Annotated in this window: 11 protein-coding genes; all 11 read right to left on the minus strand. The window is 53.1% G+C overall.

The genetic code is table 11. The features are described from left to right. Positions 1-13 precede the first annotated feature (13 nt). A complete protein-coding gene (flgK, locus tag BN3795_RS06050) occupies positions 14-1579 on the minus strand; it encodes a flagellar hook-associated protein FlgK (protein ID WP_068783810.1) in 1566 nt (521 codons plus the stop codon). A gap of 27 nt (positions 1580-1606) precedes the next feature. Continuing rightward, positions 1607-2107, minus strand: a complete 501-nt coding sequence (locus BN3795_RS06055) for a flagellar protein FlgN (RefSeq protein ID WP_068783811.1) — start codon at positions 2105-2107, stop codon at positions 1607-1609. Continuing rightward, positions 2104-2397 (minus strand): flagellar biosynthesis anti-sigma factor FlgM, encoded by a 294-nt coding sequence (flgM, locus tag BN3795_RS06060; RefSeq protein ID WP_068783812.1) that lies wholly within the window; start codon positions 2395-2397, stop codon positions 2104-2106. Before flgM ends, BN3795_RS06055 begins: the two co-directional genes overlap by 4 nt. A gap of 133 nt (positions 2398-2530) precedes the next feature. Next, positions 2531-2947: a TIGR03826 family flagellar region protein gene (locus BN3795_RS06065; RefSeq protein ID WP_068784053.1), complete on the minus strand. Its 417-nt coding sequence runs from the start codon at positions 2945-2947 to the stop codon at positions 2531-2533. A 117-nt stretch (positions 2948-3064) separates the two neighbouring features. Continuing rightward, positions 3065-4357 (minus strand): ComF family protein, encoded by a 1293-nt coding sequence (locus BN3795_RS06070; protein WP_198524661.1) that lies wholly within the window; start codon positions 4355-4357, stop codon positions 3065-3067. A gap of 3 nt (positions 4358-4360) precedes the next feature. Next, on the minus strand, positions 4361-6064 hold the full coding sequence (locus BN3795_RS06075) for a helicase-related protein (RefSeq protein WP_456319963.1): 1704 nt from the start codon (positions 6062-6064) through the stop codon (positions 4361-4363). Between the two features lie 816 nt (positions 6065-6880). After that, on the minus strand, positions 6881-7300 hold the full coding sequence (locus tag BN3795_RS06080) for a hypothetical protein (protein ID WP_068783814.1): 420 nt from the start codon (positions 7298-7300) through the stop codon (positions 6881-6883). Between the two features lie 702 nt (positions 7301-8002). After that, positions 8003-8731 (minus strand): response regulator, encoded by a 729-nt coding sequence (locus tag BN3795_RS06085; RefSeq protein ID WP_059041692.1) that lies wholly within the window; start codon positions 8729-8731, stop codon positions 8003-8005. Continuing rightward, positions 8724-9896, minus strand: a complete 1173-nt coding sequence (locus BN3795_RS06090) for a sensor histidine kinase (RefSeq protein ID WP_068783815.1) — start codon at positions 9894-9896, stop codon at positions 8724-8726. The genes BN3795_RS06085 and BN3795_RS06090 overlap by 8 nt, the downstream gene beginning before the upstream one ends. 47 nt (positions 9897-9943) lie before the next feature. Beyond that, positions 9944-12730 carry a stalk domain-containing protein gene (locus tag BN3795_RS06095; RefSeq protein ID WP_198524662.1) on the minus strand — a complete coding sequence of 929 codons (2787 nt, stop codon included), beginning with the start codon at positions 12728-12730 and terminating at the stop codon, positions 9944-9946. 309 nt (positions 12731-13039) lie between these two features. Beyond that, positions 13040-16342 carry a SwmB domain-containing protein gene (locus tag BN3795_RS06100; protein WP_110945046.1) on the minus strand — a complete coding sequence of 1101 codons (3303 nt, stop codon included), beginning with the start codon at positions 16340-16342 and terminating at the stop codon, positions 13040-13042. Positions 16343-16379: the final 37 nt, after the last annotated feature.

The following is a 16379-nucleotide window of genomic DNA, read 5'->3' on the forward strand; positions in this document are numbered from 1 at the left end:
ATTCATCTCCTATCTACCGACCAACGACTCCGGTCCCGTTAATCAATTTGTCCAACATTTCATCCATTGTCGTAATCACACGTGAGGAGGCGCTATAAGCGTGCTGGAACTTGATCATGTCCGCCATTTCCTCATCAAGAGAGACGCTGCTTACCGCTTGACGCATGCTATCAGCATGGTTCGACAACAACGTCCCGTTCTGAACCATCCGGTAAGCGTCGTCCGAATCCGTACCCAATTGGGCAATGACAGATTGGAGATAACCGCCGAAAGTTCCTTCATTCGTGATCGCACCGTTCTGAGCGCTGAAATCGAACTTTCCTTCTGCCAGCGAAGCGATAAGCAAGGCCATATCCCCGTTCCCTTGAAGCACCTTCTCGGTAACTACGCCGTTCACGGCTACCTGTTCTGTCCGCATCGAGGCCGCGATATTGGCCAAGTTGGCTTCAATCTCCGGATTGACGCGAATACTTGCTGCAGTGATCGCTCCGCCATCACTGGATACAAAGAAATCTTTACCCACGGTTGCCGGCTCCTGTAGGGTGTACCCTAATTTATGCAACCCGTTTAGCCCCTCAACGGTATACTTTGTATCTTGCGCGAGCTTACGCGGATTCGTCGGGTCCATCTGCGCACCGGGAATCGTAACGCCTTGCGGCAGAATTGATCCCGCCGGCAAAGTGACTTCAATTTTGCCTGTAGCCAAGGTATTGGCCATTACATTCATTTGATTGATATAACCTTGAACATAAATATCCCGCGATTGAATATAACCAATAATCTCACCTTTGGTCAGCGCTGCCGCATTGGCAAGAGTGAATTCCATGGGTTCGTCGTTCCCGTTGACCACCAATACATCCCCAAAAACAACTTGGAAATTATCCTCGGTCTCTGTGACCTGGACGTTCCCGAGGCCCGATAACTTGTCGATAAGCAAATCCCGTTGATCTCGCAAGTCGTTTGCATTATCCCCCAGGCCTTCCACGCGATTGATCATAATCGTCAAGTCGGAGATTTGTTGAATGGTATGGTTAGCTTCGTCGATTTTCACATCAATACGCTGTGTCAAGTTGTTGCTAAGCGTATTTAATTGCGATGCGATATGGTTGAACGTTTCGGTCAAAGCGATCGCCTTCTGTTGAACTACGGTCCGCGAGGATAAATCCGAGCTGCTGGGGTTCTTGCTCAGTTGCTGCCAAGCATTCCAGAACTCTGAAATACTTGTTGCAATGCTGTTCTCGGAGGGTTCATTAAAAATCCCCTCGATGTTGGCCAACGCTTCTTGTTTAACGTTCCAGGTGGAAAGGTCCGAGTTTTGGTTGCGATACTCAATATCCAGCAAAAAATCGCGAATTCGCTTTATGCTGGTGACTTCCACACCCATCCCGAGTTGGTTCGGACCCGTGGATTTATTCAACCCCGGAAACTCGATGGGTCTTGCCGCCGTCATATTGGCAACTTGACGAGAATAGCCCGGCGCGTTCGCATTCGTAATATTATGCCCGGTTGTGGCAAGCGCCGTTTGATGTGCAAGTATTCCGCGTTTACCCACTTCCAGTGTATGAAAAGTCGATCTCATAAATTTGCCCTCGCTTCCTTTCGTCCCTTAGGCTCTGGTATCGAAATAACTTCTTTTTTGGGGTGTTGGCTGTTGTTTCGAAGGATCGCTGTACGTCATTTCGTCTTCAGGCAGACTTGTTAATAGATTCAAACTGTAATCAATGAACGTAAGGGACTGCTCGACAAGTTCTTTATTAATAGCATTAAGGCGTTTCAATTCATGCAAGGTAGACGACAATCGGCTCTGCGTTTCCAAGAGCATCTGTTTCTCCTGGGGATCAAATACGAGACGGGTCATTTCTGTGATCGTCAGATTTAACTGCGAACGGATTCCCTTCTCCTTCAAAAACTGAGACACGGCCTCCACACGCCTATCATCCATTTCGGCGGCTTGTTTCAGCACGCGAGTTTCTTTGGTCATGACTTGCGTCAAGCCAGCCACGTCGTTGTCCATCACTGCTTTTTGCTTCTCGAGGCCAAGTTCAATTAAGGTACGGTACAACTCGTCCATACGTTGCAGCACATCGGTTACTTGTTGTACACTCATTCTTTACCCTCGGATTCGACGAAAGACTTGAAGTAAGGGGCTAGCTTCTCCGCAATTTTTCCGGCATCCACATGGTAGGTTCCCGACGACACCGCTTCTTTCAACTCCGCAATCCGTTCACGGTGCTGGGGATCCTGAATTTTCTTATATTCCTCAAGCATACCCTTCGCTTCCAACGAGATGGAAACCTGGTCAACTTGCTTTTTCTTTGGCAAATGGCTATCGCGGTTTTCAATATTCCGTTGATAAGGATTAATCCCGCCAATTCTTCCTGTTTCATTGATTTTCAAGTTTCATTCACCTCGCTTCAAATAGAAAAAGCCGATAATCTTTACTAAGTTTATCGGCGTGGGTTTAGGCTTTTTTAATAGCGAACCCTTGGAGGATTAAGAATATTATGCCAAAGTATCAGGCTTTTAGTCGTTAGGGACTACGAAATCTGTCGATAGCGTTATAAGCGCCATTGCCGCGTTTATCATCAAACTCGTTGTTTCTCTGGGACTCCCCTCTGGCCGCCGCAGCGAGATCACGCGTAAGACGGGTACGGCAGGAATCACACATATTCCCATCCCGAATGAGAACACCGCAGACTTCACAGGGATACATCATATTGGGGTTATTTGCAACGGAGATGCGTCCTTCTTTGATAAATTTGGTGATTTGACGAATCGAAACGCCTGTGGCTTCATGAACTTCCTGAATCGTGGCCATTTTCTCTTCACGCAGATATTTCAGGCATTTTTCGTATTCTTCCTCAATGTCTTTGATGCAAGAAGGACAAATATCTCTGAAATTATTGGCAAACAATCTCCCGCAGCGCGGACAATTCCCTAGATTGATCCCCATATGCTTCTACGTCCTTTCAGAATGGCTTCATTTAATGTTAGATTACCCTATTTATGAAGGGTTCGTCTACAGGTTTGTCAACAGAAATGCAGAATTTTGTAAGAAATTAAGTTAAGATCGGGCCCAGGTCAAGCAGTAAATTTCGGCACGTCGTCCGATTCGGCCGCAGAGCTCGTGCAGGGCTCGGGAGCAAGCCTCCAGCGTACTTCCCGTTGTATATACGTCATCAACCAGCAGCAAACGCACCGGCTCGGGAGAAGGATCAGTCAGGATTCGGGAAAAAGGATCCGGTCCCCCGGCCTGGCCAAGCGGGAACGTTCCCTCCGCCTCGGTCGGGAGCGCGCGGGCCCTGGGGAGAGGGGGACCCCCAACCCATGAAGCTGCTCCAAATCTTGGAGCGAGCCAATTCGAGGATGCGCCTCGACTCCGCTTTACCACGTTTACTGCTGCCGACAGCTTCTCCGCGGCCTGGGCGGTCGGCCGAAAAACATCGTGCAGGTCGTGCATCCGCTCCCAGCGGGTCTTGAAGCTTTGTTTCTCGGTATGCCGGGAGCGCTCCAACAGATTCAGCAAGGGGATACGGCCTGCCGACGCAGCGCCATAGGCCAGCCGGGCAGCTTGATTGAACCCCCGTTCCTGCATGCGGCCGCTGCTGACCGGAACAGCAGTCACCGCGTGGAAACGAAAGGATGTGCCGCTTCCATTGCCGGGAATGCCGGCTTCATCCAGTTCTTGGATCATCCTCCGGTACGCCGCTCCCGTCATGCGGGCCAGAACGGTGCCATACGCTTCATTTCCGCGATATTTGTACTGGGCAAGCCACTCGCGCATCGCCGGGCTGTAAGCAACGGCGCTTCGATTTATCACGAAGCTGCGGGGGGCCTGTCCCGTCCGAGTGCAATCCGGGCAGCCCACCTGGCGACCGCAGATCCGGCAGCGGAGGCTTTGGATCCATGGGATCGAGATATAGCAGGACAAGCAAATTTCCGGGTAACCCCGCACGCGGTCGGAAATCGTTTTGCCGCAGGTTAAGCAAGGAATGGCGGGCGGAGCAAGCAGTTGATGCAACGGGGAAAACAAGCTGGTCCAGGAAAAGGTTCGTCCCTCATGAAACCGGTAGGTGCTTGAGGACAAGAAGTTTGATGAGAAGTCATCCGCAAGAAGGGCGTCAGTTGCCGCATGCCCCCCTTTTTTCGCCGAAATTGGCAGTACCTTTCGAAGGTCCTGCTCGGGAACCGGCCTGACCTTGGCATTCGCATCATCGTCCGCCTGCACCGGGAGGAGCCTGCCTCCACATAACTCACAGGGACTTTGCCGAGGAATCCGGGACGTTGTCGCCCGGTTCCAATCGCGGCTGCGCGCCCGGTACCCGTCATTTGCAACACTCTGGGATGACTTCATCATTTTTTATTGACCCTCCTTCACCTTCAAAAAACCATTTTTATGAGCAGCGGCGTTCATCATCCGGATTTGCCGAATAGCGTTTCGCTGCGATTTGGTCCATACCGGGGCGGCAAAAACGACTTTTCCGTTCGGATCGTCCTGGGAACGCCCGGCTCTCCCGGCCATCTGCACCAGGGAAGCTTCATCGAACAAGTCGCTGTCCGCGTCTACTATGTATACATCGCTTTGGGGCACGGTCACGCCGCGCTCCAGAATCGTTGTCGTCACCAGCATTCGGATGTGCCGTTCCCGGAAAGCCAGCACTTTCTCGGCCCGGGCCGGATCCGCGGAGGACGTCCCCTCAATTCGGATCCCGGGAAAATAAGAGCGCAGGAGCTGGGCGTATGCCGCAATCTGACGGATTCGCGTCACGAAGATAAAGATCTGCGCCCCGCGCCGAACCGAGTGATGAAGAGGGTGCAGCAAAGCGGGCGGCAGGGAATGGCGGCGCAGGCAGAGCTCCACGCTTGCCGTTGTGATCCGTTCCGGAACCGGCAGCGGGCTGCCGTGATACCGCGCCGGAACTTTGGCGTGCGGCAGCCGGCCGGCCCGGATCTCCTTTTGCAGACGGAGGGGTGGCGTCGCGGACAGGAAGATGAACCGGCCTTCCGGCTTGCAGGCCGCCTCCGCCGCATAGCCCAGCATCGGATCGTTGTGGAACGGGAACGCATCCAGCTCGTCAATCACAACCAAATCAAAGGCCTGATGGAATCGCAGCAGTTGATGGGTAGTGGCCAGGATCAACCGGGCCTCCTCCCAGCGCTGCGGGCTCCCGCCGTATAAGACGGCCAGAGGCTCGTTGGGAAAAGCTTTTGCTATCCGCGGCGCCAGCTCCAGCACGACATCGCGTCGCGGCGTGGCAACCAGTACCCGTCCCCCGCGATCCAACGCGTAGCGCAGCAAGGGGAAGATCATCTCGGTTTTGCCGGCCCCGGTCACGGCCCAGAGCAGGAAGCGGGATGGTCGGGCGATCGTATTCTGGCGGCGCCGGGAGGAGGGGAAGCCGGCGCGGGACGCCGCCCGGGACGGGGCCGCTTCCTGCGCTCGCGCCAGGAAGCGCAGCGCCTCCCCCGCCGCGCCGCGCTGGGCNGCTGCCGACATCTCCGTAGCCCACACGCCTTCCGTGCTCCCCGTTCTGTTTTCTCCCGATGCGCCAAACTCTTTTTTCGCCTCCACAGCCATCCCTGTCTCCATCTCCAATGAATCCGATCTGTTTCCTTCCATGCTTGGACCCCCTTTCTTCATGACCGCCCGTCCCAACTCCGTCACCCGGCCGTCCTTCCACAACCATCCCCGAAGCTCGCCCAATAAAGAAACTTCATCCAAGGCCCGACCTGCCTTCCCCAACTGCAGTTTCTCTGAAGTCGCCAACCGCGCCTCCATCCGCAATTCCTCCTGCAGTTCCCGCTTCAGCAGGTGATCCCATTCGCTCGACGACCAGCGATCCATCTCGTTTGCTGGTTTGAAACGGTCCCTAACCTCAACGGCCCAACCTAGCGGCAATCCCTCCGACAACAAGTAGATGGCACGGGCGTCCCTCCCCATCCACCAAAACAAATCCACGCGCAAATCCAAACTCACTCGCAGTTGCCAACTTAATCTAGTTCTTATGGCATACAACCCACCCTTCAAATCTCCCACCATCTTCCTATTTTTTAGGAACTTCATCCATATTTCAACAATATTCGGATAATTCCTCTTTTTATGATCATTCTTTTTTGGAAATTCTTTTTTGCTCCGTTTCTTCGACTTCTTTCACCAAATTACTCGCGTCCTATGTCGGATCTTGTCCCCCAAAAACCATCCCTACGAAGGGTTTCCCACCGCCCCCGGGCAACTATTGATTTGACCGACCAGCTTGTGGAACCTTTCATCATGTTTGAACCTTTAACGGAACAGCGAGACCTTATTTGCCTATTTCCCGGCTATTTCCCAATGTAACGGAACCTACAAGCCTTATTCGGCTCAAAAACGGGGGACTCCCTCTAGTTCGGCGCAAATAAGGTCTCCTCGTTCCGTTAAGTTTTAAAATCTCGTACTCCTATGCAAATAACGCCCCTGAGTTCCGTTAGCGCCGCCAGCCCCTACATCTACACCCCCCCTCTCCAACACCTCCCATTACTCTCCGCTACTCCTTCGCCATGACGTCACTCTCTCCTCATCCCCCGATCACATTGCACCATTACCTACTCCTTCCCCCTTCCCAATGCACCTCACTTATCGCTCATTAATCATTGCTCCCACTCATTCTCGTTACTCATTACTCAATACTCCACACTCCGTACTCATCCCCCCCTTCCCCATCCTCAATCCCCCTCCCACGCGCCAAACGCAAAAAAGCACACTCCTCGGCTTCTCGCCATTCAGAGTGTGCTTCACACTTTACACTGCGCATTCCAATGCAACAGCTTGGTGCTATGTTGTTGTCTTGCCTGCATCCACTGCCGTTCATCAGCTCCGGAGCCCCCCGTTCCGGAAAGGGGCTTACACATGGACATATGGGATTTTGTCCGCCTCCCGCGGTACGCGAAGGTCAATGCAGACGGGCGCTTCTCCGGCCAGCAGAGCCGCATGCGCTTCCACATCCTCTTGCCGTACCACCGCCAAACCGATGACCGTGAGCTCCATCTCGCCTTGCGTTTGGAGCTTTCGCATAATTGCCAGCGTGTCATCTTGCGAGCTCTCGTCGAGCACGGTCACCCGCAACGGCAACCCCCGCAGACGGGCATACCAGGAGAGTGCCCGCAAATACCATTCCATTTGATTCTCATGATTGCTCGTGACGAGAATATAATGAATCGCGCGATCCTTCCGTTTACCCTGCCGATACAGATTGTGCAGGACATGCACCAGCGCAGCGGCCATTCCGTAGCTGAGCAGGATCCAGCCAACATAAGGAACCACCGTACCCACCTCCTATTAGAGGTAGTTCAAAAAGCCATCTTTGGATCACGATGTAGTTCCATGAAGGGGATTCGACGTCGAATCTTGAATTCACCCGGTCGCTCCGTTGCTCACGTACCCAAAACGTACGCTCCGCTACTCCCTCCCTAGCTTCATTCAACCTTCTCGGTGCTCCAAACCTACCTTTTTGAATCCTCATCTGAACGAGGTAGTTCAAAAAGCCATCTTTGGATCACGATGCAGTTCCATGAAGGGGATTCGACGTCGAATCTTGAATTCACCCGGTCGCTCCGTTGCTCACGTACCCAAAACGTACGCTCCGCTACTCCCTCCCTAGCTTCATCCAACCTGCAGCGTTTTGAAAAAACGCACATCGGAAGCATACGCTTCAGCGATCCAAACCTGCCTTTTCAAACCCTCCCGTATAGCGACAATATATGCCGCCGCACAAAGGTCGGTTACTGGGCTCGCACGGAAGGAACCGCAGCGTCAGGCGCAACGGCGCGTGAGCCGGGATTCCGCCAACTATGTATTTGGCTGGTGCTGTTTCTCAAGGGGGCTCTTTTGAGGCAAATGAGACACCCGCCTCACTTTTCAATAACATGCATAAAATGGTAACCGCGGTCAAAAAAAAGTTCGTCCCCCCCGATCCCGCACGATGCTTCGCACCCGCGGGAACGCCGACGTATCGGCCCGTTCTCCTTACAGGGTCACCCAGCCAAACTTAATCGCATTAATAACCGCTTGGGTTCGGTCGTCCACGTCCATTTTTTGCAAAATACTGCTGACATGGTTCTTGACCGTCTTCTCGCTAATGAACAAATGCTCGCCGATCATCTTGTTGCTGCGGCCTTCCGCCATCAGACGGAGCACTTCGGCTTCCCGGCGGGTCAGCGGATTGTCGTCGCCAGCAACAAACTTCACGCCCGCTTCGCGGATCGCGGTATCCTCGGCAATCGCACCGGTCTCGCTCAAGTATTCCATCCGGCGCAGCTGCTGGATCAATTTGCCCGTTACCTTCGGATGGATAAACGCATTCCCTTCCGCTACCGTCCGAATCGCGTTGATCAGGGATTCCGCTTCCATGTCCTTCAGCAGGTAACCCGTCGCACCTTTCCGCAGCGTCTCAAACACATAACTTTCATCATCATGAATCGATAAAATAATAACCTTCACGTCGGGCAGCGCCTCGCGCAGCTCGGCTGTCGCGTCCACGCCGTTAAGCAATGGCATGTTGATGTCCATCAGTACGATTTCCGGATGAAGCTGCAAGCAACTTTCCAGTACCTGGGTGCCGTCCCCGCATTCACCAACAACTTCGATGTCTTCCTCCATATTCAAAATCCGCTTCAGACCCTCACGAAATAACTGGTGATCGTCAGCCAGGAGAACTTTAATCACTTGTCTGGTTCCACTAGTAAGACTATCCATCCTGGTACTCCTTTCTCTTATCTGAGTTGGTTGGGATATGAATGATGATTTTCGTGCCCAGGTTGGCCGCCGATTCGATCTCCATCCGGCCTTCGAGCAGCTCCACTCTCTCCCGCATGCCAATTAAACCAAAATGCGTATGCTCTTTCGTCTTCTGTTCCAGTTGCTCTACCTTGAAGCCCAGCCCGTTGTCCGACACCACAATGCGGATCATTTGCGCTTGGTACGTAATTTCGACGCCCACATAAGTCGGAAAAGCATGCTTCGCCGCATTCGTCAGCGCTTCTTGAACCAGCCGGAAAATCGCCGCCTCCATCGGCGAGGACAACCGGTGCTCCTTGCCCCGGGTTTCGAAGGTCGCACGAATCTTCGTCTTCTCTTCATAGTCATGCACATATTTGCGCAGCGTCGGAATCAATCCCAGATCATCCAAAGCCATCGGACGCAGATTGAAAATCACCTTCCGCATCTCTTCCAGACTTGAACGAACCTGCGCTTTCAAATCTACTATTTCGTCCTGCACTAGCTTAAATTCCTGCTTAGCAAGCATTCTTTCTACAATTTCCGTCCTAAGCACTAGATTCGCCAGCAGTTGGGCAGGCCCGTCGTGAATCTCCCGGGAGATGCGCTTTCGCTCTTCTTCCTGGGCCAAAATGATCTTCAATCCGATCAGCTGACGATTCTTCGCGGATTCCAAAATCCGGGTCACTTGTCCTAATTCGCCGGAAAAATACTCCAGCACGACGCTCATCTGCGAGCTGATCGTTTCGGCCCGCTCCACCGATTTCTCCACATTGCGCGCGCGCTTCTGCAGCTCGTCGCGGCGGGCCTTCAGATACATTTCCTTCTCGCGGTAGATAAGCAAATCGAGCTGGAGTTGGGTTGCTTTTTCATAGGCTTGCTTGATGTCCTCTTCGTTATAACGCACGAAGTCCCGGCTGACTTCCGTCAGCCGGATGCGAGATTTCCGGTAGTTTACCTCGAGCTGGTCGACCTTCTCCACCGTTTCCGCCGTTTCCTTCATGACATTCTGCAGCTCGCTGCTCAGCGACTTCAGCTCATTGCGGGCCGAATCCAGAATCTCCAGGATCTGCAGCTTGCTATTTTCCAACACGCTTACAGCATTATTAATAACGCGATCTATGGCATCCGCTTGAAAATCCACGCAATCCTTCTCCGTTTCTTAGTCCGAATAGTCCCAGACTAATCATATCACGATTCGAGGGTAATGGATTTGGTTTTCTTTTCCCAATTTACGCCAATTCCAAGCTGCTCAGAGACCAAACGTAACGGGACTAAAGTCCTATTATTTACAATAATCGGGGATACCTCCGCTTTAGTAGAAACCCCGTTTAGCAAAAAGGCCTTCTGTCCAACCGTCAGCTCCAGAATGGTTGCACCGCGGGTTACCGTGATTTTCTTGGCCGCGCTGTTCCAGGCAGCATTTCCGCCAAACACGTCCATCACATACTTGATCGGCACGTAGGTCGTGTTGTCTTTGAGCAGCGGGGCAACCTCCAGGTTTTGCTTCTTCCCGTTCACCGTCATCGACTTCTGGCCCAGAACCATTACAGCCGTCGCGCTTGGGAAGTCGGAGTTGCTGGCACCGGCTGCCGGAGCCGTAAACCGCACGTTGTCAAAAGATACGCTGCCCGTGAGCGCCCGTTCGTCCTGACCCTCTTCGACATTCACGACGTATAGCCGTTTCAGCTTCGCCGGGAATTTGATGTTGCTCGCCGTCAGATCGGCCGTGAGCGTCTTCCAGCCGGTGAAGTCCACCGGACGCGCCAGGTCGATGTAGACCGGCTTGCCATCGGCATCGGACAATTCGGCCCGTACCCAGTTCAGACTGGCATCGCCCAGCACGTCGATCGTCATGGTCGTCGCGTTGTCCGGAATCGCTTTGCCGCTTGTGCCGTTGATTTGCGCATAAGCAAACTTGCTGCCGCTGCCGCCGGTCAGATCGTAGTCAAGCTTCAGCACTTTGGAGTTGGCGCGTTCGCCGTCGCCTTGGACGAGGGATACCGTTCCGGTTGCTTCCGCCGGCAAGCCGGTGAAGGAGATCGGGTAGGCGGTATTTTCGAAGCTTTCCCAGATGGATTCCGTCGAAGCCGACAGAACGACCGGAGTTCCGGTAAAGCCGTCATAAGACGGGGTCGCATAGGCGAACTTCGCGCCGTTGTTGACGGACTGCACCGTTAGTACGCCGCCCTGCACGCTGGCCTTCATGCCGCTGAACGCCCATTTGACCGATTCGGCCGGAACGTCCACGGTGCGTCCGTCCTTCAGCTTCGCGGTCACCGCAACCGTAACGCTGGTTCCCGCTTGCAGTGGCGCAAACGTCGTTCCCGCCGTCAGGCTTTCCAGGTCGCTGCCGCCCAGCACCTTCACGTCCATGCTGGTTTTGGCTTGACCGCTGGAGGCCGTGATTTTCGCGGTGCCCGCCTTCACGCCTTTAAAGCCGCCGTCGATCCACACCACGTTGCCGTTGCTGGCTTGCCAAGTCGCTTGGATGCCGCTCGTATCGATCGGGTTGTAATACGTATCGTATCCTTTAAGGGCGTACGGCACCGTTTGGCCGATGAACAACGACGAGGCGCCGCTGACTTTAAGACCGAGCAGCGTGCCTTGCGGCGCATTCGTAAACACGCCAAGCCCGTTGGCAACCGCGCGTTGTCCCGCCGACCCGTTGGACGTTGTAAACGTCAGCTGCGCCGACGTTTCCGCCAGCGGACGTGTGACCATCGTCGTGGAGCCGCCGCCGTCCAGGTTCATGCCTTTCCAGACGCCGATCCCCGTCATGAAGCCCTGCAGCTCCTTCAGGGTGAGGCCGGTGCTGTTGCTGTTCTTCTCGGCGGTAATGATATAAGCCGTCTTGCCGTCTTTGGAGTAACCCACCGCAGTCCGCGCCACCGGGCTACCGCCGCTGATGGATGTAATCGAACGGGTGAACGCCGACGCTTGGCCTTGGTCAACCAGCAGCGTGTGCCCGCCGATCATCATTTTCAAATCCGCCGGGTTGACGATTTGTCCGTCGGTTAAAGAGCGAAGCTCATAGGTTGCATCAACGCGCTGACCCACCTGCAAGTGCGTCGCCACATAATCAGCCGCCGTACCATGGGCACGCAAAATAAACCCATCCGCCGGCACCGGTCCCGGAATCGCCGCTTTGAGGGAAATCTGCGTAACAACCCCGCCTTGCACCAGCACCTCGGTTGGTGTCGTTCCGCTGGAAGCCGGACGTTCCTCCGCTTTCCAGGCGCTCGTATAAATGAATAGGTTATTCACGTGGCTGTAGGCTTTATCCGGTTCCGTCGTGTAGGATTCCTGATTGATCCCGGTGAGCGGGAACGTCGAGCCGTCCTCGGCGAACACCGTGCCGCTGAAGCCAAAACGGTCGATCAGCGGTGTCCCGTCATTCCGCACGGCAAAAGCATACATCCCCTGCAGTTGCGCCGGGCTGGTGACCACCGTACCCTTCGTGACCGCAGGTCCCATCGGAACCCCCTGACCGCCGGTCGCAAAGAAATCGCCGTTCACGCCGGCGACCGCACCGGTCTCTCGGGCCATCCCTTCCACGCTTTGTCTGGTCGTTACTTGTCCCCCTTTGCCGGTCATCACGTCCAGTTGAACGTAAGGATTCGTCAAATCCACCTCAACCACATCCACCAATACCTTTACCGGCTTGCCCGACCGGGTCACGGTGTACTGGTATTGGACGAGCTTGGCCCCGGACGTGATCATCTCTTCGCCCAGCTTGACGGTTTGGCTCGCCGCCGCTTCCGCAGTCAGAGCCGGACCCGCGATCGGCCCAACGCCAATCACAGGCTGAATCCATATCAATCCCGCCAGCGTGACAAGGGCAATCCGCTTGCCGCCTTTTGCCACCAGGCGGGTCCATTTCACATTTTGATGCACGACGACTTCCATATCTGCTTCGGTTTGACTTCTTCCGTTTTCCTCTCTTTTGACTACCATTTTGTTCGACAACTCTCCCATCTATTAGCGCTTCTATCGTGCTGCTCTTTCAGCTAGTCTCTTATTAATAGACTACTTTCAGGCGGAAAAGTTACGAAAAATAGCAAGATTGTTGAAAGAAGGGGGCGATTCATTGAACTTCGGAGAACCGCTATGGGGATCATGTGAATATTGTGGATAAAAACTGTGGAAAACAGGGATAACTTTCGGCGCCACTCTCAATTAGCGACACCTCGCATTGTGGATAATGTGAATTACGTGGATAACTTGTGCGCAAAAAGAATCCCGACACCAGGGTTCACCCCCAGTGCCGGGAAACGTTGTGGATGATTAGATGTAGTTCAGTTTATTCAGCACGCGCTTCAGCATCACCGCGGCTTGAGCACGCGTCGCGTTGCCTTGCGGCTGGAACGTATTTGTCGTCACGCCCTGGATGATGCCTTCCTTCACGGCCTTGGCCACCGTGTCCTTGGACTGGATCTTCGCCGCGTCCTTGAACTTCGATAAGGTCGCGGTGCTCGCGCCGTTCATCGACGTATCATACCCGGCGTATTCCATCGCCCGCACCATCATCAGCGCCATCTGCTCCCGCGTGATGTTGCTGTTCGGCTTAAACGTGCCGTCGGCGTTGCCGTTGATGATCCCGGCCTTCGCCGCCGCCCCGATGTACGCCGCCGTTGTTCCGGAGGAGACGTCCGGGAAGCGGCGGGCATAAGATTCATCCCCGGCAAGCCCGAGGCCTTTGGCAATGTAGACGGCAAATTCTGCGCGAGTGATCTTCTTATCCGGCTCAAATTTGGAGCCGGAAGATGGCGCTACGATGAGTCGACTGGCCAATTCAGTGATGTCCGTCCGTGCCCAATGCTTGGTGGTGTCGGCAAAATAACTATAACCTACCGCAGGGCCCACTACGGAATTCCCATTGAGCTTCCCGTTGAAAATGACGGCGCTGCCGCTGGTTGTTGCTTTGGACGGAACATAAGATAAGGTTTGTGAATTAAGGTCATATTGCATCAGCATCAATTGACTGTTCGGCGAAGTATTCGTTGCTCTAATGTATAGCCGCCCGTTATGGGAGATCTCCACCGCATTTTGCGTGTTAATTCCGTTAGATGCTGACACATAGATTTGCACCGGGTCACTCATTGGGGTTGTCGTTACGCCATTACTATAATTCGTCCCCGGTAATTGTGACTTCATGACCGGCTCCATCTGGATTGTAAGATAGGCTGAGGTCAAGGAGCTTGCATTTAACGATCTGGAAATCTCCGTGAACGGAATCTTTTCGACCGGTAGTTCATACATCGCTTGGTTATGTTTGACCATGAAAGACGCGGTTTTCCCTCGACCGTAGATGTCCATCAACGCTTGAATGGGAACAACCACTTCCGCCGCTTTCTCGGAGGAAGGAACCTCGAACACCAATTTACGAACGGATACGTTGTTGTCTACTAAATACTGAAAGGCCGTTTGCAATTTAGTACTATCGATAGTGTATTTTTTGATTCCTACACCTAAACGCGAACGGCTGTCCGTGGCTTGAGCCGTATTCACGTTTAGCAGATATCCGCCAACTCCAAACTGAGCATTACTCATAGCAGTCAGATCATCCGGTTGTATTCCGTTCGGCGTTGGGGTCTGACCTCCCATCAGGTTTTGCACCGCTAAATTATTGAAGCTTTTTATCATATTGCCCAGGTTGTCATATAATGGCGCTGCTCCTGTCAGATAGGACAACGTCACAACTTGCCCTGCCACTACAGGAGAGCTCAGTTTCAAGGTGACCGTATTGCCGTTAAGCGTTGCGGATTGAACCCCTCGGTTCACGTTGCCCACATTGACATAAAATTGATTCACCGGGATATAGGACGCCGGCTTCAAATTAGAATTAAACGTGATCGTAAGCGTATCCCCCGTTACCGTTGCGGAACGAACTCCTTCAGCAAGGTTACCGTAAGTGACCGGTTGCAGATTGATGTATCCCGCCAAGTTCCCGTTGAGATCCGCAATGCCCCCGCTACCCGAAACATAAGATAACGTGACGTTTTGATCTTTCGTAAACGAGGAGGCCAGGGTCAGGATCACTTGGTTGGAAACAATCTCCACGGTTGTGACATACACCGGCGCATTATTGACCAAGATCGAAAACTGGCTTTTCAGCGGTGTCGGACTTGTGCGCAACGCTTCGTCGTATGTCAAAATCACTTTGTTGCCGGATCCCTCGACACTTTGGAATTTCGGAGCCACTGAATCATTGTAGTTGCGGACGAAGTAATCGGTAAAGCCGGCGATATCAAAGCCGCGATAATCCTGCAGCGGATAAGAGCCGGGGGAGTAGGATACTTTGACAACGTCACCGTTTGAAATCGAGTTGGATAAATACAAGGTTATCGTTGAACCGCTGTGAGAAAGGCGGCTGACTCCCTTGGAACTACCGTTCGCTGTCACCGTAAACTGCTGATACGCATAACTCGAAGGACTCTTCAGGGTATCGCTAAAGTACAGCGTAACCGTATTGCTTGTTGCATACCCTTCTCGAGGTTTCGGCATGACCGAGTCGATTCCGTTGGTAACCACTTTCCCAGTGAAGGCTGCCGCGGCATTACCGGATGTATCTCGAATCCCCGACGTACTGCCTGTATAACTGATTCTGACATCTTGCCCAACGGCTATACCGGTTTCCAAATAGACATAAACGGAATCACCGGATACGGTTACGTAACTGATTCGGCGCGTTTCGCCATTCACCGTTACCGTGAAGTTCGAAGTCGACAAATACGAAGAGGAATTTAAAGTCTCGTTGTACAACAAGCGAATGGTCGTGTTGTTGTACATCGTTGCGCTCTGGAGTACCGGAGCTGTTTTGTCGGACGCCGTGGTTTGGAAGCTCCAACGATTGTTCCCGCTGATTCCTGCATAATAAACGGATCTATTCTGGGCATCGTAAATTCCGTTCCCCGCAATTTCAATATAATAACTGGTACCCGCTTCCAAGGTATTGGTTGGGGATATCGTGACGACATTAGAACTGGACGATACCGTAATAGGGACGATGGAATTGGTATTGGTTTTTTTGAGCGTTATTCCTGCATTCGCAACCCCCGAATTCAATCCTATATTTCGATTAAAGGTGATGGTCGGTCTCGTGTTGATACTGACGTTCGTACTGCCATTTCCGGGACTAAAAGAGGCCGACAGTGCTGCAGTGGACGAACTAGCTGTCCGGAACGACCAGCTATACGCTGCGGTAGTTTCTCCGCTCCCTTCGATGATAAAAGCATCATTAGGCAAAGTAACGGTATAAGCCGTGTTATATTGTAATAGCGTTGGCGGTGTCAGTACAATGGAATCTGTATAAGTAGCTCCTGTAACGGTAACTTCTTTTTTATCCGTCACTCCGCCCGCACTTGTGGAGATGGTATAAATCTGCGTACCATTGGCCTTGATTCTACCCCCTGGAACACGAACCTGAAGCTTGGTATCTACTGGAACATTCGAAGCTCCGTTCGCAGGAGTCACCGTGGGTATCGGTGCATTGGCACTTGCGGCACTTGCAACCTCCCCTCCCCATGTTCCTAAGAATACATTAAACAACATCGTAAACATCATCCATATCGAGAGCTTCTTCTTCATCTTTGCTTTCCCCTTCCCCGGTTGCAATCCTATATGT

The organism is Paenibacillus phocaeensis (genome assembly GCF_900021165.1).
Classification (GTDB): Bacteria; Bacillota; Bacilli; order Paenibacillales; family Paenibacillaceae; genus Fontibacillus; species Fontibacillus phocaensis.

Excerpts from the sequence above, each read along its gene's own strand:
- flgK (WP_068783810.1), bottom strand. The coding sequence starts at position 1,579 with ATGAGATCGACTTTTCATACACTGGAAGTGGGTAAACGCGGAATACTT.
- BN3795_RS06055 (WP_068783811.1), bottom strand. The coding sequence starts at position 2,107 with ATGAGTGTACAACAAGTAACCGATGTGCTGCAACGTATGGACGAGTTG.
- BN3795_RS06070 (WP_198524661.1), bottom strand. The coding sequence starts at position 4,357 with ATGATGAAGTCATCCCAGAGTGTTGCAAATGACGGGTACCGGGCGCGC.
- BN3795_RS06085 (WP_059041692.1), bottom strand. The coding sequence starts at position 8,731 with ATGGATAGTCTTACTAGTGGAACCAGACAAGTGATTAAAGTTCTCCTG.
- BN3795_RS06095 (WP_198524662.1), bottom strand. The coding sequence starts at position 12,730 with ATGGGAGAGTTGTCGAACAAAATGGTAGTCAAAAGAGAGGAAAACGGA.
- BN3795_RS06100 (WP_110945046.1), bottom strand. The coding sequence starts at position 16,342 with ATGAAGAAGAAGCTCTCGATATGGATGATGTTTACGATGTTGTTTAAT.